This window comes from Marinactinospora thermotolerans DSM 45154, assembly GCF_900167435.1.
Taxonomy (GTDB): Bacteria; Actinomycetota; Actinomycetes; order Streptosporangiales; family Streptosporangiaceae; genus Marinactinospora; species Marinactinospora thermotolerans.
The window spans coordinates 240,990-258,024 of record NZ_FUWS01000001.1; the positions used below are offsets into that span (position 1 = coordinate 240,990).

Consider the following 17,035-nt stretch of genomic DNA (forward strand, 5'->3'; position numbering starts at 1 on the left):
TGGTGACCGACGAGCGAGGAGGACATTGCGCATGCCACGGGTGGTTGTGGTGACCGGAGCCGGAGGCGGTATCGGACGGGCGGTCGCCCGCGCCTTCGCCTCGCGTGGTGACCACGTCGCGTTGCTGTCCAGGGGCGAGAAGGGGTTGGAGGGGGCCGCGGCCGACGTGCGCGCGGCCGGCGGGGCGGCGTTGCCGCTCCAGGTCGACGTGTCCGACCACGAGGCCGTGGACCGGGCCGCCGCCCGGGTGGAGGAGGATCTCGGCCCCATCGACGTGTGGGTCAACAACGCCTTCACGTCGGTGTTCGCGCCGATCGCGCAGATCCGGCCGGAGGAGTTCCGGCGGGTCACCGAGGTGACCTACCTCGGCTACGTCTACGGGACCAAGGCCGCGCTGGACCGGATGCTGCCACGCGACCGAGGCACGATCGTGCAGGTGGGGTCCTCCCTCGCCAAGCGCGGCATCCCCCTCCAAGGGGCCTACTGCGCCGCCAAGCACGCCATCCAGGGCTTCCACGAGTCGCTGCGGTGCGAACTGCTGCACGACCGTTCCGGCGTGCAGACGACCATGGTGCACATGCCCGCGGTGAACACGCCCCAGTTCGACTGGGTGCTGTCCCGGCTGCCCGAGCGCGCCCAGCCGGTGCCGCCGATCTACCAACCGGAGGTCGCCGCGCGCGCCGTCGTCCACGCCGCCGACCACCCGGGCCGCCGCGAGTACTGGGTGGGCTACTCGACCGTCGGCACGATCCTGGGCAACAGGCTGGCTCCGGGGCTGCTGGACCGTTACCTGGCCCGAACCGGCTACTCCTCGCAGCAGACCGGCGAGCCCCGCGATCCGGACCAGCCGGCGAACCTGTGGGAACCGGTGGACGGGCCGGGGGGCGGAGATCACGGCGCACACGGCTCGTTCGACGATCGCGCGCGATCCCGCAGCCCCCAGGCCTGGGCGTCGCGGCATCGCGGCGCGCTGGGCGCGGCGGCAGCGGGCGTGGCAGCGGTCGCCGGGGCCGGCCTGGCCCGGCTGCTACGCCGCTAGGAGCCCCGCTCCGTCCGGGCCTCGCCCGGCGCGGAGCGCTTCCCCTCGTCGCTTCGCATCCGGCGCAGCGCGGTGGCCAGGGTCGCCCCGAAGACGACGTGGGCGGCCGCCATCGTCCCCACCCGGTGGGGGGCGTCGCGATGCGCGGGTGGCTGGATGCCCATGGCCGGCACCCAGCCCTCGTAACTGGCCCCCCACACCGCCATGGCGTAGCCGACGCCGGTGAGGACCGTGGGCCGGCGACGGCCGGTCAGCAGCCCGAAGAGGCCGCCGGTCGCCGCCCCGAATCCCAGGTGCGCGGCCACGGCCAGGCCGCCCTCCCCGGGGCGGGGGCGGTGCGTGCCACCCCCGGGCAGGAACCTGCGCACGATGAGCGTGGGAGGTTGCCGCCCCATGAGGCCGAAACGGCGGGCACCGTACATGACCGAGCTCATCGCGCCCGTGGCGACGGCCCCGGCCACCGCGCCCTCAAGAACCGACCTGACGGGTCGCATGCGTCCTCCTTCTCTCCCGGGCGCGGGCCTCCCGCGCCCCGGACGACCGCTACCACCGGCATCACGGACCAAACCCGGGCGCCCCGGACTCGCGTGGCCGACGGTTTGGAGGTGCTGGATTCCAGGTAGGGGTCCGCGGACTCGAACGTCGAACGAGGAGGTCGGTGTGAACCAGGAGCATCTGGATCCGGCGTCGGAGCGGCTGTGGCAGGAGTTCCACCGAATCGTCAACATGACCGGAGAGGAACTGCGCGCCTGGTTGCTGACCGACGCCTCCGGTGAGCAGGCCTTCGTCCCCGACCCCGACCTGGACATGTTCCAACTGGGCCGCGGGGTGGTCCACGTGCTGTCCAAGCGCAAGGTGGACCTGACCGCCGAGGATCTGGCGACGATGCGCGAGGTCGTCAACGAAGCCCGCGACCTGCTGGAGCGGCCCCGACCACAGGACGAGGGGTGGCGCCACGCCCTGATGCGCCTCGGCCACGACCCCCTACGGCCAGGGGCGTCGGAGACCGAGGAGGAGATAGGCGGGGAGGGGCGGGAGGACATCTGAGCCACCCCACCGGACACACGCCGTGGCCCGGCCCTGGAGCCGGGCCACGGCGGCCTCAGTCCTCCCCCGGAACCTCCAGGCTGTAGAGACCATAGGTACGCCGCAGTACCGGCAACGCCACGTTGCGGACGCGAACCCCGCCCGGGGTCATGCCGCACTCGACACCGGCATGGGCGTGGCCGTGGATCCCCAGAGCGGCACCCGCGTCGTCCAGCGCCTCCGCCAACAGGTAGCTGCCGAGCATGAGGTAGATCTCGGGCGGTTCCCCCGCCAGGGTGTCCTTGACCGGCGAGTAGTGGGTGAGACCGACCCTGACGTCGGCGTCCAGCCCGGTCAGCGCCGTGGCGTACCTGGCCGCCAGGTCACGGCCGTGACGCACGAACTCCTTGAGTTCCGGCTCCCCGAACTCGGGGGCCGCCTTACCGGCGAACCCCCCGCCGAACCCCTTGGTCCCGGCGACCCCCAGACGCCCGCCGGGGCAGTCCAGGGTCACCCCCTCACCCTCAAGGACGGTGATGCCCTCCGCGCGCATCAGCTCGGTGATCTTGTCCGCCTCGTCGGAGTGGTAGTCGTGGTTGCCGAGGACGGCGATCACCGGAACGCCGACGTCGCGGAACTCCTCCGCCACGACGCGTCCCTCCGAGGCCGTGCCGTGTTTGGTCAGGTCCCCGGCGAGCAGCAGCACGTCGGCGTCGTCGGCCAGCGTGCCCAGCTGTGCCCGGTACTGACCGCTCATCTCCTCGTCGAGATGGACATCCCCCACCGCGGCGATTCTGATCATGACAGTCGTTCCTCCTCCGGCCTGCCCCCGACGTGGGCGATCGACAGCTCGTCATGGACGCGGCGGTCGGGTACCAGTTCCCTGGCGACCTGGAGGATCCTCTCCCGACGCTCGGCGCACGCCACCTCCCCGCTGAGGTAGACGTCATCGCCGTGGACACGTACCCGGACCCCCATCTCCGCGGTCCGCGGATCCGCGGCCAACGCCTCACGCAGATGGGTGGCCAGGTACTGGGGCTCTTGAGCAGACACGCTCGTCTCCTTCCTCGTGTTCGATCACGCCGAGACGCAGCAGCAGCGTCAAGAACGCATAGGCGTAGGGCGAGTGGGCGCTCTCACGGAACACCCGCCCCCAGTCGGCCTGCTCGCGCAGGGAACGCGCCATGGCCAGCGGCCCGGCGAAGTCGCACTCGTGCTCGGTGAAGGACCGCAGCAGCATGACCAGCAGGTCGGTGGCGTCCAACACCGGGACGAGCACCGAACCGACCTTCAGCGGGGTCGCGCGGTCCAGCATCTCCGTGGTGATCGGCTCGTCGGCGGGCCGATGGATCAGGTCGACGAGGTTGTCCCCGTCGTACGCCTTGGCCAGCCAGTCCTCCACCGCCTCGGCGGGGCGCAGACCGGCCTTCGTCAACACGTCCAGGGCCCGTTCCACGTCCTGCGGCAACACCACGAAGTCGACGTCGTGGGTGGACCCCGCGGCGCCACGCGCATAGGCGGCGAAGCTGCCGCTGAGGGCGAAGGGAACCTCCTCCGCCTTCAACGCGGTCGCCACCCGCTTCAGCGTGGTCAGCAGACTCGTCATATCGGAGCCGTCTCTCATCCCATCCCCTCGTGCCTCGCCGGCCCCTGACCGGGGAGGGGCCGCACGGTCTCTCTCCGCAGGTGTCCATCCGCTACCTCCCCGCCCTCCGTCCAAACCCGCGGACGCACCGCCCCGCCTCCGCGGTGATCCCCCAGCGCCGGCGGTGGGCGTGGACCCGACGTTTAGCACCCGGGCCCGGCGGTAGGTGGGCCCGGCACGGGGAGCGGGATCGGACGCGAGCGACCGGGGGGACGGATGCGGCGCACATCGTCGGCCGTCGTGGCCCTTTCGCTGCTCCTCGTAGCGGGATGCGCCGGCCCCGTCCGCACCGACGCCGGCTACCGGGAGAAGGCGAACCAGAGCGCGCTCCACCTGCTCTCGGCGGCGCGCACCGGGGTGGCCCTCGCCGACATCGCGCGGAAGGGGGACGCCTTCACCCCCTACCTGGAGACCTCGGTGGGGGACGTCGAGGACGACGCCCTGGCCGTCCGCTCCTCCTTCGCCACCCTGCAACCGCCGACCCCCGTGTCAGACCCCCTGCGCGCACGGGTGGACGCCCTGGCTGAACACACCACCCACGGGCTCGCCCACCTGCGGATCGGGGTGCGCCGGGGCGACATGGACGCGGTCGCGCGGGCCCGCGCGGCGCTGCTCCTGACCGGGGACCGGCTCGACCGCGTGGTGGAGGGCACCCGGTGAACAGGCTGACCTCGTTCACCCTGGGGTTCCTCACCGCCATCGGCGGATTCCTCGACATCGGTGACATCGTCGCCAACTCCCTGGTCGGAGCCCGCTTCGGGATGTCACTGGCCTGGGTGATCCCGGTCGGCGTGATCGGGGTGTGCCTGTTCAGCGAGATGGCCGGGCGCGTCACCGCGGTCAGCGGCCGCCCCGTGTTCGACCTGGTACGCGAACGCCTGGGCGCGCGGGCCGGACTCGCCAACCTCCTCGCCTCCTCCGCCATCACCCTGCTGGTGTTCGCGGCCGAGATCGGCGGTGTCGCGCTGGCCCTGGAACTGGCGAGCAGCGTGCACTACCTGCTGTGGGTCCCGGTCGTCGGGTTCCTGGTGTGGGCGGTGATCTGGCGGCTGCCCTTCGAACGGATGGAACGGACCTACGGTCTCCTGGGCCTGGCGATGGTCGTGTTCGCCGTCGCGCTGTGGCGGCTCGGCCCCGACTGGGGCGCCCTCTGGCACGACGCGCTGAGCCCGGCTCCTCCCTCCGGCGAGGACTGGCCCACCTGGTGGTACTACGCGATCGCCGTGTTCGGCGCCGCGATGAGCCCCTACGCGGTGGTGTTCTTCTCCTCCGGCGGGGTGGAGGAACGCTGGAGCGCGCGCGACCTGACCCTCCAGCGCCTCAACGTCTTCTTCGGCTTTCCGCTGGGCGGGTTGCTGGCGCTGTCGCTGATGGCGGGGGCCGCCGTGCTGCTGCATCCGGCCGGCATCCAGGTGGACCACCTGAGCCAGGCCACGCTGCCCGTGGTCGTGTCACTCGGAAAGGTCGGGCTGGTCATCGCGATCGTGGGCTTCTTCGCCTGCACGTTCGGCGCGGCGCTGGAGGCCGGCCTGGCCACCGGGTACGGCGTGGCCCAGTACTTCGGCTGGTCATGGGGGAAGTCGGTCCGGCCGGTCCAGGCGGCGCGCTTCCACACGCTGCTCCTGGCGACCGTCCTGGCGGGCACCGCGATCGTCCTCACCACCCTGGATCCCGTCAAGGTCACCGAGTACGCCATCGTGCTGTCGGCGGCGGCCCTGCCGTTGACCTATCTGCCGATCTTCATCGTGGCCAACGACCGCGGCTACCTCGGCGACCGGGTGAACTCGCGGTTCACCAACATCGTGGCGACGGTCTACCTGTTCCTGGTGCTGCTGGTGGCGGCCGCGACCCTGCCGTTGATGCTCTGGACGAAGGCGGGGCAATGAACACGGGGCGCGGCGGAGACGACACGGGCCACGGTGCCGGCCCCGGTCTTCCCCGGGTCATGCGCCTGGGCTTCGCCGTCCTGGACCGCCAGATCCTGGACGTCGACGGCGTTGCCGTGGGCAAGGTCGACGACGTCGAACTGTCCTGGGAGGAGGGACGACGTCCGGTGCTGAGCGCGCTGCTCACCGACACCGGAGCACTCGGCCCACGCCTGTCGGGCCGGTTGGGGCGGACCTGGCGGACGCTGCTGGGGCGGCTACGCCCCAGCGGGGACCTGCCCGTCCGGATCCCGCCCGACCAGGTCCACACGTTCACCCCGGCCACCCGGCTCACCCGCCCCGCGCCGCCGCAGACGCGCGTGGTGGAGGACTGGCTGCGCACACACCTCATCGAACGCATCCCCGGAGGCGGTCATGCCGACAGTGACGGCCAGTAGCCTGCTGGGCCGCGAGGTCGTGGACCGCTCGGGAGAACGGGTAGGGGCCGTCCACGACATCGTTGTCAGGCGGCGCGACGACGGCGGCTACGAGATGGCCGGATTCGTCGTCGGGCGCAGCGCGCTGGCGGGACGGTTCGGCTACGGCGCGACGCTGGCCCCGCCCACCCCGCTCCACGGCCTGCTCGCCTGGCTCCGGCGGCACGAACGCTATCTGCCCTGGGAGGACGTCGCCGACATCGGGGAGGAGGTGATCCGCGCCTCGGTCGCATCAGCCGACCTCACCCCCGCCTGGCGGGCCGAGCCCCGCTGACGGCCAGGGCGGCACGCCGCCCTTTGGACACGCCCACCGAAAGAGGGAGCCGAAGACCCATGAATCAGATCAGCAAGACCGCCAAAGCCGAGGAACGCGCCTACTCCGGCGACGCCGACCGGCCCACCGGTTCCTACCTCGTCACCCTGCTCGCCTACGGCGCGAGTGTGGGCGCGATCGCCGCCGTGACACGGCTGGCCGGGAAACGACCGCCCGAGGGCCTGTCGCCCTGGGACCTGTTCCTCGTCTCGATCTCCACTCACAAGCTGTCCCGGCTGATCGCCAAGGACCCCGTCACCAGCCCGCTGCGCGCACCCTTCACCCGCTTCCAGGGCGCCTCCGGTCCCGCGGAACTCCACGAGGAGGTCCGCGGCAGCGGCCCCCGTCACGCGATCGGCGAACTCGTCACCTGCCCGTTCTGCATGGCGCAGTGGGTCGCCACGGCCCACGTCGCCGGACTGGTCCTCAACCCCCGGTTCACCCGGCTCGCCGCGGCGACGATGACCGCGGTCGGGGTCGCCGACTGGCTCCAGCTCGGCTACGCCTGGTTGCAGCAGCGCGCGCAGGGCGATGGGGACGAGGAGGGGTGAGCCGGCTCCCCGACCGCATCAGGTCGGGTTCGGAATCCGGCCCGGAGGAACCGGACGGTAGAGCCGTTTCCCAGGGGGAAGGACGGGAGTAGCGCTCAGGCGCCCCGTCCTCGACCCGTGAAGGAGCGGCCCCATGCCCGTCGTCCGGTCCGCGCGCACCCTTTGGGAGGGAAGCCTCGCCGAAGGCCACGGCAGCGTGTCCTTCCTGTCCTCAGGACTGCCGGACGGGCACGTGAGCTGGCAGGCCCGTGCGACGCGGTCCAACGGGGCGACCAGTCCGGAGGAGCTCCTCGCCGCCGCCCATTCGGCGTGTTTCTCCATGGCACTGAGCAACGCTCTGACGCGGGCCGGCACACCCCCGCGCGCCATCGACGCCGGCGCCGAGGTCGCCTTCCAGCCGGGTGTCGGCATCACCGGCATCCGGCTGGTCGTGCGCGCGTCGGTCCCGGGAATCTCGGCGGAGGAGTTCGCCGCGGCGGCCGAGCTCGCGCGGACACACTGTCCGGTGAGCCAGGCCCTGGCCCAGACGACGATCACGCTGGAGGCCGTCCTGGAATGAGCGTCGGCCGCCCCGAACCGTCCCCGCCGTCCTTCCGTGGAGGAGCATGGGGGACATGACCGATTCCCTGTTCCCACCGGGCCCGGTCACCGTCGCGCCCGGGGCGATCCACCTGCCCGGCCGGCTGGACCTGGACCGACAACGCGACCTCGTCGAGCGCTGCCGGACCTGGGCGCGCCTCCCCGGGGGGATGCGTCGGCACCGGATGCCGCGCGGCGGGAGGATGAGCGTCCGCATGCTCTCGCTCGGCTGGTACTGGGAGCCCTACCGCTACACGCGCACCCTGCCCGAGGGGACGCCCGTACCTCCGTTCCCGGCCGTTCTGGGCGACCTGGCCCGCGAAGCCGTCACCGCGGCCTTCGGGGCTCCCCCGCCCGCCGGGGCGCCGCCCTACGACGTGGCACTGGTCAACTTCTACGACCCCACCGCCCGCATGGGGATGCATCGCGACGCCGAAGAGCGCGCGGACCTCCCCGTGGTGTCGATCAGCCTGGGCGACACGTGCGTCTTCCGCTTCGGCAACACCGAGACGCGCACCCGCCCCTACCGCGACGTCGAGTTGCGCAGCGGGGACGTCTTCGTGTTCGGCGGGCCGGCCCGGCGCGCCTACCACGGGGTTCCCCGGATCCTGCCGGGCAGCGCCGACCCCGCCTGCGGACTCGCCTCGGGCCGCCTCAACATCACGATCCGCGCCTCCGGCCTGGCGTGACCCGGGCCCCGGCCCCGGCGGCGTCCCCGCGTCTCACTACGCTGTGGTCGGACACATCGCCGAATGAGGAAACGGGGCGCACCGCATGCGGCTGTCGGATCTGGGACCGCTGATCAGGCTACGTCGGCCCGAACCCGATGCCCGGCGGCGCAACGCGCGCTCCTGCCACAACGTGACGGACTTCCGCGCCCTCGCGCGACGCCGGCTGCCCCGGGCCGTGTTCGACTACATCGACGGCGGCGCCGACCGTGAAAGCGGCATGGCCGCCAACAGCGCGGCGTTCGAACGGCACGAACTGCTCCCGCGCGTGCTGCGCGACGTGTCCCGCGTCTCCACCTCGACGACCCTGCTGGGCGCCCCCGCGCGGATGCCGCTGGGGCTGGCGCCCACCGGATTCACCCGGATGTTCCACCACGAGGGCGAGCACGCCGTGGCGCGCGCGGCCGCCGCCGCGGACGTGCCCTACGCCCTTTCCACGATGGGCACCGTCTGCGTGGAGGACCTCGCCGCCCACGAGGACGCCGACCTGTGGTTCCAGCTCTACATCTGGCGGGACCGCGGGCTGACCACCGACCTGGTGGACCGCGCCGCCGAAGCCGGCTACCGGGTCCTCGTGATCACCGTGGACACCCCCGTGACCGGCATGCGGGAACGGGACCTGCGCAGCGGTTTCACGATTCCGCCGACCATGGGACCGGCCACCCTGGTGGACCTTGCCCGCCGGCCCGGCTGGTGGCTGCCCTTCCTCGCCTCCGAGCCCATCACCTTCGCCAACGTTCCCCCGCACCTCCTGCGCGGCACGGAATCGGCGATGGCCTTCGCCGCCCGCCAATTCGACCCCTCGGTCACCTGGGAGGACATCGCGCCGATCGCCGCCCGCTGGCCCGGACCGGTGCTCCTCAAGGGGGTGTTGCGCAGCGACGACGCGCTGCGCGCCCGTGACATGGGGCTGGCCGGGGTGGTGCTGTCCAACCACGGCGGGCGCCAACTCGACCGGACGGTCACCCCGTTGGACGCGCTGCCCGGGGTCCGCGCCGCGGTGGGGCCGGCGTTCACCGTCCTGGTGGACTCGGGGGTGCGCCACGGCTCCGACGTCGCCCTGGCCATCGCCCTGGGCGCCGACGCCGCGCTCATCGGCCGCCCCTACCTGTACGCCCTGGCCGCGGCCGGAGACCTCGGCGTGGCACGGCTGATCGCGCTGCTGGAGGGACAGCTGCGCCGCACCATGCAGCTTCTCGGGGTCACGTCGGTCGAGGAGCTGCGGCGGCACGGCGGTGAACTGGTGTCCTCACGGCCGACGGACTGAACGCGCGGTCACTTCTCCACCGCCTCCAGCCCGTGGCGGGTCTGACGCACGAGGAGATCGACCACGTCGGACAGCCGGCCGCGTCGCGCGTGGGCGGCGCGCTGACGGTGCGCCCCGGAGCCGACCTCCAGGACCCGCCCCAGCAGGTGGTCCACCAGGTCGGTCTCCCCCGCCGCCCGTAGTCCCGGCATGGCCGCCTCGACCAGGCGGTCGACTTGGCGGCGGGCCGGCACCGGTTCGACCGTGAAGGGGTCGAGCGCCGCTCCCTCCAGGCCGTCGCGCGCCGATCTCCACATGGCCAGCCGCAGCACCCTGTCGGGGATCCGGGGCGCGGGACGCCCCTCGGCCACGTGCCGCAGCGCCACCGAGGTCAGGCCGCGCACCAAAACGGCGAAGAGCACGGCCTCCTCCACCGTCGCGGCGACGTCGGCCACCCGGATCTCCAACGTCGGCAGGTGCTCGGAGGGGCGGACGTCCCAGTAGACCATCCGCCGGTCCAGGATCGCCCCGGACCGCAGCATCTCGGTGACCATCCGCTCGTGGTCGGCGACCGAATCGAACCACGGCGGCGGGCCGGCCGACGGCAGGCGCCCCCACAGGATCGAGCGCCAGCTGGCGTATCCGGTGTCGCGACCGCGCTGGAAGGGGGAGTTGGCGGTGAGCGCGAGCAGGATCGGCAGCCAGGGCCGCAGGTGGTTGACCACGCTGACCGCGGTCAACCGGTCGGCGACCGCCACGTGAACGTGACAGCCGCACACCACGTGGGCCTCGCGCAGCGCCCCGAAGCGCGAGGCGATCGCCCGGTAGCGCGCCCCATCGGTGAGGGGCGCGGACGCCACCTCTCCGAGGACCACCGTCCCCGTCGCCGTGACCGCCAGCCCGCGCGCCGCCGCGGAGTCGGTCAACGACCGTCGGGATTCGACGAGCGCCGTGTGGAGCTGGCCCGCGGTGTGGCACACCGGGCCGGCCGATTCGACCTGGAACCTGGTGATCTCGGCGCACAGGTCGGCGGAGACCTCACGTGCTCCGGACAGCACCGTGGCCGCCCGCGGGCTGACCTGGCGGCTCTGCGCGTCGACGACGAAGAACTCCTCCTCCACCCCGAAGGTGGGCGGCCCCGGCCACGCCTCCTCACGCGGCGCCGGCGCGGCCAGCGGGGCCGCGGTGGCCTCGGGAGGGATGACGGGCAAGGGGGAGGCGTCCGGTGTCGGGGATCGGTAGTCGTGACTTGTGCGGCCGAGCTCATCCATGCGAAGGCTCCCACAGGTCGGCGGGTATCGAGAGAGTAGATACCCCATAACGGTGCGTACCTGTTGCCTCTCGACAGTCCCGGCCAGGAACGGCCGTCCCATCACAAAACGGATCGGTGTCCTACCTGCGGATCAGATCACGGATATTGACCACGAGCAGGACCACGACCACCGCCGCGAGCGGGACCACGATCGTGATCCGCCAGTTCAGGGTGAAGGCCACGACGATCCCCGCGATCACCCCGACCACGACGAGGAAGACGGCCAGACCCGTGAGGAACGTCGTCAGCTTGCGCCGCGCGAACGCGTCGAACGCCGCGAACACCAGTACCACGCCCACCGCGATCGGCCACGCGAAGGGACCACGCAGCAACAGCAGCATGAGCCCCAGGGCGATGATGAGCAGCGGCGTGCTCAAAGCGGCCCACACGTGCAGGAACCGCGTCGGACGCTGCTCTCCCGAACTGTAGGGCAGGTGCGGCGAGCGCAGGTGCGCCTGGGGGCCGCGCACCAGGGACTCGCCCCGTTCCAGGGCGGCGCGGTGGACGTCGCGCTCGTCGATGGCCAGCGCCTGTTCCCGGCGCAGCTCGGCCAGTTCCCGTTCGGCCTGGGCGATCCGCTCGCCGTACTCGCGCGCCCTGGCCTGGGCGTGCGCGCGCCGCTTGAGCACGATCTCGGCCGAGGCGAGCCGCCGCAGCTCGTCACGGCGGCGCACGATCTCGGCGTCGGCCTGCTCGATGCGGGAATCCAGATCACTGAGATGCGCCAGCAGCGCCCCACGGGCGGCCGACTCGTCCGGGGCGACCTTGTGCAGACCCACCCAGTTGAGCGGGTCGGCCCAGGACTTGCGCACGGTCCCGTCACGCTCGTAGCGAGGCCCGCTCGGCGCCCGCTCACCGTCGAACCAGTCGCGGGTGTCACGCCCCCACAGGCCACGGAAACCCCGTAGCCACGGTGTGCTGTCGTCGACGAGGACCGGGTTCCAGGCCCGTTCCCCGCCGGGCCCCACCCGCACCCCGTCACCGCGCGCGTAGTCGACGAAGGGGACACCGATGCCGTGGCGCGCGAGCGCTCTGCTGCTGGGGAACAACCGCTGCGTCAGACGCCGCCACGCCCGCACCACTCCGCGCAGCACCGCGGGGTCCACCTGGATGAGGTAGTCGCCGGGCAGCATCTGGTGGGAGTGCGACCCCGCCCCCACGTAGATGATCGGGTGGTCACCGTCGCGGTGCAGCTCGGGATCGTCCCACCTGCGCCGCAGGTCGTCGCCGGTGTACTCGTGGGAGGAGGCCCCCACCCAGACCGGCCGGGTCCCGCCGTCGGGGGTCTCGACCAGGTAGACCGTGACCTTCTCCCAGTCGGCCTCGTGGTCGTTGACGCCGCCGTAGGTGGAGCGCCAGTCGTTCATCGCGTAGAAGAACCAGTACTGGAGGGCGATGTAGCCGCCCTCGCGCACCACTCTGCCGTAGTAGGTGGACCCGCCGTCGTCGAGCCGGTCGCGGTAGCGCGTCGCCGCGGCGGCCGCGACGCCCCCCGGCACCGCCCCGCGGATGAGCAGCGAGAGCTTCATCAACACGTCGACGACGCGACCGAGCACCCCCACCGCGGCGAGGCGACCGCTACGGGGGATCACCGGCCGGGCGGTCCGCCGGAACCGCCGTGCCTCGGCCCGCAACGACGACTCCTGCACGAAACGCAGGTGCTGGTCGTGGCCGGGCCACTCCTGCTCCGCCTGAGCCAGCCGTTCGGCGGTCAGCTCCCCGGCGGGAACCACTTCCTGTTCCCCACCATCGGGCAGGTCCAGCCACAGGCTGCAACAGCGGAGGTACTTCTCGATGTCGGTTGGAAAGAACAGCTCCCCTTTGGTGTACATCAACACCGGCTCATAGGCCCGGAGCAGTTCCAGATCACTTTTGGCGCCCATAATTGCGCCTGACACTAATGGATCGCGGGGACAGCGCCGGACGGACCACGGACGTTCACGGGCGTGACACCGCCAGGACCGCGAAGGCGTAGATTGCCGGACATGGAGGATGATCAGATCAGCGCGCTGGCCCGGTCCGCGCGAGGCGACGTGCCGTTGGCGGCCCTGCGCGCCACGACGGAGCTGCGCCGGGAGGTCGAACGGCTGGAGGCCGTGCACGTCCGCCGGGCCCGTCTCCAGGGCGCCACCTGGGCGGAGATCGCCGAGGCGCTGGGAGTCACCAAGCAGGCGGTGCACAAGAAGTACGGCGGGCGCCGCAAGGAGGCCTGACCCCCGGCCGTTCCGCCCCGGCGTCCGCCGAGCGCGCTTCCACCGCTCAATGTCACCATGATCACATCGGCGCCCTTCGGCCCTCCCTCTCGGCGGAAGGAGCCCTCCCACCGCCGATACGCTGCTGTTCCATGTCCTCCGCCGCGACCTCGCCCCTCCTGCCCGTCGGCCCCCGGCTCGGCGCCGTCATCGCGGCGCTGGCGCTGGCCGCGATCGCCGTCTCCGCGCTCGGCCGGCTCGGGCACGCCCGGGCGGTGCTGACCGCGAGTGTGCGAGCGCTCGTGCAACTCGGTGTGGTCGCCCTGGTGATCGTGGCCGTGGTCGATTCGTCCCCGCTGACGCTCGCGTTCGTCGCCATGATGGTCGTGGTGGCCACGGCCACAGCGGGCCGGCGCATCACCACGGGTTGGTCGGCCCTCTGGGCGGTGCTGCCGATCGGGGCGGCCTTCCCGGTGATCGGCCTCCTCCTCGCCACCGGGCTGGTCCCCTTGGACGGCATGGTGCTGATCCCGGTGTCGGGCATCCTCATCGGCGGCGCGTTGACGGCCACGGCCCTGGCCGGCCGGCGCGCAGTGGAGGAGCTGCAGCAACGCCGCGGCGAGGTCGAGGCCGCCCTGTCCCTGGGACTCTCGCCTCGGGACGCGACGTTGGAGATCTGCCGCCCCGCGGCGGCCGGCGCGCTACTGCCCGCGCTGGACCAGACCCGCACGGTGGGGCTGGTCACCTTGCCCGGCGCGTTCGTGGGGATGCTGCTGGGCGGGGCCAGTCCCCTGGCCGCCGGAGCGGTTCAGCTCTTCGTGCTCATCGGCCTGCTGGCGGTGGAGTCACTGGCGATCGTCGTGTGCGTCGAGCTGGTGGCGCGCGGGGTGCTGTCAGCTCGCCGGTGACCGGGGACGGGTTCCCGTGCCGCGGCCCCCGTCCCCACGGCGGAAGGCAAGGCCGTCAGTGGCTGTGCGTCGCGGCGACGCGGGCCGGCCCGTCCGCCTCCTCGCCGGCCCGGTCCGGGCCGGCCGTCCTGAGTACGGGCGCCTTTCCCTCCTGGCGCGCCGCGCCGACGCCGGCCACGACGACCAGCACCATCCCGACCATCTGCACCGCGACCGGCATCTGGGCGATGACGACGAGGCCCATGACCAGGCTGACCGCGGGCTCCAGGCTGATGAAGGTGCTGTAGGCGGTCCGACTCATCCGTTGGAGGGCGATCATCTCCAGCAGGAACGGCACGAGCGGGAACAGCAGGGCGATGCCGAGGGTGGTCACCAGCAGGTGCGGGCTGGGATTGGCCGCGACGGCGGGAAGGCCGAGCGGGGCGGTCAGCACGGCCGAGACCGTCAGGGCCAGCGCCAGGCCGTGCACCGCGCCGAAGCTGCCCCCGACACGCTGGGTCAGCACGATGTAGAGCGCGACGCAGGCCGCGCCGGCCAGTCCGAAGGCGACCCCGGTCAGGTCGACCTGGGTGTCCCAGGGGCGGGTCATGCAGACCACGCCGGCCACGGCGGCGAGGATCCAGACCAGTTCGCGGCGCCGTCGCATGGCCAGGACCGCGACGACCAACGGTCCGAGGAACTCCAGTGACGTCGCCGTCCCCAGGTCGATGCGGGCGGTCGCCTCGGAGTAGAAGGTCATCATCCCGGCACTGACTGTGCCCAACATCACCACGGCCAGCAGCTCTCGCCGTGACGCTGCGCGCACGGCGGTGACCAGAGAGCGACCGCTCAGGGCGAGCAGGATGAGCGCGGCCCAGGTCAGGCGGAGCCAGGTGATGCCGGTGGAACCGGCCAGATCGAACAGCCTGACCGCGAAGGCACTGCCGGTGTGCAGCAAGAACATGCCGCCCAGCACCAGAAGCGGCGCGGGTACCCGGTTCAGGGCATGCCGAAACAGGGGAGAGAAAGAAGTGGTCACCCGACCATTGGACCGATCACGTTTGTTGCTGTCCACGGACCAATGGCGTATGAACCGTGTAGTTTTGGTGGATGGACCTGACGCGCCTACGACTACTCGTCGAACTGGACCGTCTGGGCACGATGGCGGCGGTCTCCGAGGTCACCGGCATGGGCACCTCCGCGGTCTCCAAACACTTCGCGGTGCTGGAGAAGGAGGTGGGCGTCAGGCTGCTGGTGCCCGACGGCCGCCGGGTACGACTGACCCCGGCCGGGCACCGCCTGGTCGAACACGCGGTGGGCATCCTCGCCAGGGTGGAGGCGGCGCGCGCGGAGATGGCCGGCGAGGGAGAGCCCACGGGACCCGTCAACCTCGTCACGTTCATCAGCGTCGCCACGCCCATCGTGCTGCCCGCGCTCCAGCGGCTACGCGAGGATCACCCGGGCATCGACGTACGCCTCATCGAGCACGAGCCCGACGAGGCGCTGGCACTGCTCCAAAGCGGCGACGCCGACCTCGCCCTGGTCTACGAGTACAGCCTGGTCCCACGACGCTTCCCCGACACCCTCCGGCTGCACCGGATCGGTTCGGAGCCGCTCTTACTGGCCCAGCCGTCGGGGATCCCCGGCGGAAACCGGCCCATGACCCGCGAACGGCTCCGCGACCTGGCCGAGGCGTCGTGGATCTCCAACTCCCGTGGCAGCGACGAGGACGAACTCGTCCAGCGCATGTGCGCCGCGGCCGGGTTCTCGCCACGCATCCGACACCGCATCGACAACCTCGACGTGGTCACCTCCCTCGTCGCGGCCGGGCGGGGGGTGGGGGTGCTGCCCAAACTCGCCGCCGCGCCACGTCGGCGAGGCGTCGTGCACACCCCGCTGGGCGAGATCGGCGGGGTACGGCGCGCCTATCTGGTCGGCCGGACCGGAGGCTGGGCCTGGCGACCGATCCGGACCGTCGGGCACTACCTGCGCAGCGTGGCGCGCGAGGTCCTCGACGACGACAGCGGCGAGAGCCCCGACGTCTTGGACGCCTAGCCACTCCCCTTAGAACGCGGAGGAGGAGGCCACCATCAGCGGAGACGCCGAGGGCACCGGCACCTTGCTCGCCGCCTGCCGCATCGCGGTGAGCAGCGGCTCGGGATTGCCCCCGGCCCTGCTGACGCAGAAGATGTGACGGCGCGGCCCGTTGCGCACCGAGCGGACCACCACATGGGGCATGGACAGTCCGGTCCAGGCCAGACGGGGCATCAGGGCGACCCCCAGCCCCGCGCTGACGAGCGCGAACACCGCGCTGAACTCGTCGACCGTGTGGACCACGCGCGGCTGGAAGCCCACCTGGTTGCACGCCGCGGCGACACAGTCGTACCAGGCGGTCCCCGGCGCCGACATGATCCAGTCGGCGTCGACGAGGTCACGGGCCAGGTCCAGTTCGGGGGAGACCGCCAACGGGTGGTCATAGGGCAGCACCGCGTCGAACGGTTCCACCATGATCGGGTCCATCCGGAAATCAGGGGTCCCACTGGCCGGCAGGTGCACCGAGGACATCGTGACCGCGAGATCGAGGGCTCCGGTGAGCAGCATCTCGGTGCTCTCCTCGGGCTCGGCCTGCACGATCTCGAACCGCCAGCCGGGGTGGGTGCGCCGCAGCCCGGCCACGGCCGGCGCGATCAGATCGGAGATCCCGGTGGCGAAGGAGCCCACACGGACGACGCCGAGCGTGCCGTCGGCGTACTGGGCGAGGTCGGCCTCCGCGCGTTCCATCTCGGCGAAGATGACCCGAGCGTGGTCGAGGAGGACCCGGGCCGCCCCCGTGAGCAGGAACCGCCGCCCTTTACGCTCGACGAGCGCCACCCCCGTGTCCTTGGCCAGTGCCGCCAGTTGCTGGGAGACCGCGGACGGGGTCACGTTGAGCGCTTCGGCCGTGGCCGCCACGGTGTGGTGCTTGTCAAGCGCCTGCAACAACTGCAGCCGCCGCACATCGATCATGGAACACAATCTAGGCGAGTCGGCACACTCGTTAGCACGGCTAAAGGCAACGAAACGGTGATGCTGATGGTGATCCGTTGCACGTTGCGGAAGCCGCAAGCACCGAACAGTGGCGAACCGGGAACCTCGTCACACCCACGACACACCCC

21 protein-coding genes are annotated in these 17,035 nt (G+C 71.9%); 13 read left to right on the forward strand and 8 right to left on the reverse strand.

From position 1 onward, the window contains the following. Nucleotides 1–31 precede the first annotated feature (31 nt). Entirely contained in the window at nt 32–1,039 is a 1,008-nt protein-coding gene (locus tag B5D66_RS01070; protein WP_078759658.1) for an SDR family oxidoreductase, read from the forward strand. Here B5D66_RS01070 and B5D66_RS01075 read toward each other — a convergent pair. Further along, nucleotides 1,036–1,533 carry a hypothetical protein gene (locus B5D66_RS01075; protein WP_078759659.1) on the reverse strand — a complete coding sequence of 166 codons (498 nt, stop codon included), beginning with the start codon at nt 1,531–1,533 and terminating at the stop codon, nt 1,036–1,038. The two genes, B5D66_RS01070 and B5D66_RS01075, sit on opposite strands and share 4 nt — an antisense overlap. 166 nt (nt 1,534–1,699) lie before the next feature. On the opposite strand from B5D66_RS01075, the gene B5D66_RS01080 reads away from it, so the two are divergent. Further along, nucleotides 1,700–2,086 carry a DUF3140 domain-containing protein gene (locus B5D66_RS01080; RefSeq protein ID WP_235000611.1) on the forward strand — a complete coding sequence of 129 codons (387 nt, stop codon included), beginning with the start codon at nt 1,700–1,702 and terminating at the stop codon, nt 2,084–2,086. Nucleotides 2,087–2,141: 55 nt separating this feature from the next. Here the strand turns inward: B5D66_RS01080 and B5D66_RS01085 are convergent, their stop codons facing one another. From B5D66_RS01085 to B5D66_RS01095, 3 genes are read right to left on the reverse strand one after another with little or no spacing between them, the layout of a single operon-like run. Beyond that, nucleotides 2,142–2,867, reverse strand: coding sequence for a metallophosphoesterase family protein (locus B5D66_RS01085; RefSeq protein ID WP_078759661.1), 726 nt, complete (start codon nt 2,865–2,867; stop codon nt 2,142–2,144). Further along, entirely contained in the window at nt 2,864–3,118 is a 255-nt protein-coding gene (locus tag B5D66_RS25850) for a BON domain-containing protein (RefSeq protein WP_078759662.1), read from the reverse strand. The genes B5D66_RS01085 and B5D66_RS25850 overlap by 4 nt, the downstream gene beginning before the upstream one ends. After that, nucleotides 3,075–3,689 (reverse strand): nucleotidyltransferase family protein, encoded by a 615-nt coding sequence (locus B5D66_RS01095; RefSeq protein WP_078759663.1) that lies wholly within the window; start codon nt 3,687–3,689, stop codon nt 3,075–3,077. Before B5D66_RS01095 ends, B5D66_RS25850 begins: the two co-directional genes overlap by 44 nt. 261 nt (nt 3,690–3,950) lie before the next feature. Here B5D66_RS01095 and B5D66_RS01100 point away from each other — a divergent pair, with 261 nt between their 5' ends. From B5D66_RS01100 to B5D66_RS01135, 8 genes are all read left to right on the forward strand, one after another. Then, on the forward strand, nt 3,951–4,370 hold the full coding sequence (locus B5D66_RS01100; RefSeq protein ID WP_144290645.1) for a hypothetical protein: 420 nt from the start codon (nt 3,951–3,953) through the stop codon (nt 4,368–4,370). Next, entirely contained in the window at nt 4,367–5,596 is a 1,230-nt protein-coding gene (locus B5D66_RS01105; protein ID WP_078759665.1) for an NRAMP family divalent metal transporter, read from the forward strand. Before B5D66_RS01100 ends, B5D66_RS01105 begins: the two co-directional genes overlap by 4 nt. Further along, nucleotides 5,593–6,033: a hypothetical protein gene (locus tag B5D66_RS01110; RefSeq protein ID WP_235000613.1), complete on the forward strand. Its 441-nt coding sequence runs from the start codon at nt 5,593–5,595 to the stop codon at nt 6,031–6,033. The genes B5D66_RS01105 and B5D66_RS01110 overlap by 4 nt, the downstream gene beginning before the upstream one ends. After that, nucleotides 6,011–6,346, forward strand: a complete 336-nt coding sequence (locus B5D66_RS01115) for a PRC-barrel domain-containing protein (RefSeq protein WP_078759666.1) — start codon at nt 6,011–6,013, stop codon at nt 6,344–6,346. The genes B5D66_RS01110 and B5D66_RS01115 overlap by 23 nt, the downstream gene beginning before the upstream one ends. Nucleotides 6,347–6,405: 59 nt before the next feature. Then, the gene (locus B5D66_RS01120) at nt 6,406–6,936 is read left to right on the forward strand and encodes a DUF1360 domain-containing protein (protein WP_078759667.1); all 531 of its coding nucleotides are present in this window, start codon (nt 6,406–6,408) and stop codon (nt 6,934–6,936) included. Nucleotides 6,937–7,069: 133 nt separating this feature from the next. Continuing rightward, a complete protein-coding gene (locus tag B5D66_RS01125) occupies nt 7,070–7,495 on the forward strand; it encodes an OsmC family peroxiredoxin (protein ID WP_078759668.1) in 426 nt (141 codons plus the stop codon). A 55-nt stretch (nt 7,496–7,550) separates the two neighbouring features. Next, nucleotides 7,551–8,204, forward strand: a complete 654-nt coding sequence (locus tag B5D66_RS01130; RefSeq protein WP_078759669.1) for an alpha-ketoglutarate-dependent dioxygenase AlkB family protein — start codon at nt 7,551–7,553, stop codon at nt 8,202–8,204. Nucleotides 8,205–8,289: 85 nt separating this feature from the next. Next, complete coding sequence (locus tag B5D66_RS01135) at nt 8,290–9,510, forward strand: alpha-hydroxy acid oxidase (RefSeq protein ID WP_078759670.1); 1,221 nt, start codon at nt 8,290–8,292, stop codon at nt 9,508–9,510. 8 nt (nt 9,511–9,518) lie between these two features. On the opposite strand, the gene B5D66_RS01140 is transcribed toward B5D66_RS01135, so the two are convergent. After that, nucleotides 9,519–10,760, reverse strand: a complete 1,242-nt coding sequence (locus B5D66_RS01140; protein WP_078759671.1) for a carboxylate-amine ligase — start codon at nt 10,758–10,760, stop codon at nt 9,519–9,521. A 121-nt stretch (nt 10,761–10,881) separates the two neighbouring features. After that, nucleotides 10,882–12,684, reverse strand: a complete 1,803-nt coding sequence (locus tag B5D66_RS01145; protein WP_078759672.1) for a hypothetical protein — start codon at nt 12,682–12,684, stop codon at nt 10,882–10,884. A gap of 102 nt (nt 12,685–12,786) precedes the next feature. Here B5D66_RS01145 and B5D66_RS01150 point away from each other — a divergent pair, with 102 nt between their 5' ends. Then, nucleotides 12,787–13,014 (forward strand): helix-turn-helix domain-containing protein, encoded by a 228-nt coding sequence (locus B5D66_RS01150; protein WP_078759673.1) that lies wholly within the window; start codon nt 12,787–12,789, stop codon nt 13,012–13,014. Nucleotides 13,015–13,145: 131 nt separating this feature from the next. Further along, nucleotides 13,146–13,901 carry an ABC transporter permease gene (locus tag B5D66_RS01155; RefSeq protein ID WP_078759674.1) on the forward strand — a complete coding sequence of 252 codons (756 nt, stop codon included), beginning with the start codon at nt 13,146–13,148 and terminating at the stop codon, nt 13,899–13,901. Between the two features lie 55 nt (nt 13,902–13,956). Here the strand turns inward: B5D66_RS01155 and B5D66_RS01160 are convergent, their stop codons facing one another. After that, nucleotides 13,957–14,919 (reverse strand): EamA family transporter, encoded by a 963-nt coding sequence (locus tag B5D66_RS01160; RefSeq protein ID WP_394330020.1) that lies wholly within the window; start codon nt 14,917–14,919, stop codon nt 13,957–13,959. Between the two features lie 71 nt (nt 14,920–14,990). Here B5D66_RS01160 and B5D66_RS01165 point away from each other — a divergent pair, with 71 nt between their 5' ends. After that, entirely contained in the window at nt 14,991–15,935 is a 945-nt protein-coding gene (locus B5D66_RS01165; protein ID WP_078759675.1) for a LysR family transcriptional regulator, read from the forward strand. Nucleotides 15,936–15,944: 9 nt separating this feature from the next. Here the strand turns inward: B5D66_RS01165 and B5D66_RS01170 are convergent, their stop codons facing one another. Next, entirely contained in the window at nt 15,945–16,886 is a 942-nt protein-coding gene (locus tag B5D66_RS01170) for a LysR family transcriptional regulator (protein WP_078759676.1), read from the reverse strand. Between the last annotated feature and the right edge of the window lie 149 nt (nt 16,887–17,035).

What these genes read in the sequence shown, in the direction of transcription:
- B5D66_RS01070 (WP_078759658.1), top strand. Translation starts at nt 32, where the DNA reads ATGCCACGGGTGGTTGTGGTGACCGGAGCCGGAGGCGGTATCGGACGG.
- B5D66_RS01075 (WP_078759659.1), bottom strand. Translation starts at nt 1,533, where the DNA reads ATGCGACCCGTCAGGTCGGTTCTTGAGGGCGCGGTGGCCGGGGCCGTC.
- B5D66_RS01085 (WP_078759661.1), bottom strand. Translation starts at nt 2,867, where the DNA reads ATGATCAGAATCGCCGCGGTGGGGGATGTCCATCTCGACGAGGAGATG.
- B5D66_RS01095 (WP_078759663.1), bottom strand. Translation starts at nt 3,689, where the DNA reads ATGAGAGACGGCTCCGATATGACGAGTCTGCTGACCACGCTGAAGCGG.
- B5D66_RS01110 (WP_235000613.1), top strand. Translation starts at nt 5,593, where the DNA reads ATGAACACGGGGCGCGGCGGAGACGACACGGGCCACGGTGCCGGCCCC.
- B5D66_RS01115 (WP_078759666.1), top strand. Translation starts at nt 6,011, where the DNA reads ATGCCGACAGTGACGGCCAGTAGCCTGCTGGGCCGCGAGGTCGTGGAC.
- B5D66_RS01120 (WP_078759667.1), top strand. Translation starts at nt 6,406, where the DNA reads ATGAATCAGATCAGCAAGACCGCCAAAGCCGAGGAACGCGCCTACTCC.
- B5D66_RS01125 (WP_078759668.1), top strand. Translation starts at nt 7,070, where the DNA reads ATGCCCGTCGTCCGGTCCGCGCGCACCCTTTGGGAGGGAAGCCTCGCC.
- B5D66_RS01130 (WP_078759669.1), top strand. Translation starts at nt 7,551, where the DNA reads ATGACCGATTCCCTGTTCCCACCGGGCCCGGTCACCGTCGCGCCCGGG.
- B5D66_RS01135 (WP_078759670.1), top strand. Translation starts at nt 8,290, where the DNA reads ATGCGGCTGTCGGATCTGGGACCGCTGATCAGGCTACGTCGGCCCGAA.
- B5D66_RS01140 (WP_078759671.1), bottom strand. Translation starts at nt 10,760, where the DNA reads ATGGATGAGCTCGGCCGCACAAGTCACGACTACCGATCCCCGACACCG.
- B5D66_RS01145 (WP_078759672.1), bottom strand. Translation starts at nt 12,684, where the DNA reads ATGGGCGCCAAAAGTGATCTGGAACTGCTCCGGGCCTATGAGCCGGTG.
- B5D66_RS01150 (WP_078759673.1), top strand. Translation starts at nt 12,787, where the DNA reads ATGGAGGATGATCAGATCAGCGCGCTGGCCCGGTCCGCGCGAGGCGAC.
- B5D66_RS01155 (WP_078759674.1), top strand. Translation starts at nt 13,146, where the DNA reads ATGTCCTCCGCCGCGACCTCGCCCCTCCTGCCCGTCGGCCCCCGGCTC.
- B5D66_RS01165 (WP_078759675.1), top strand. Translation starts at nt 14,991, where the DNA reads ATGGACCTGACGCGCCTACGACTACTCGTCGAACTGGACCGTCTGGGC.
- B5D66_RS01170 (WP_078759676.1), bottom strand. Translation starts at nt 16,886, where the DNA reads ATGATCGATGTGCGGCGGCTGCAGTTGTTGCAGGCGCTTGACAAGCAC.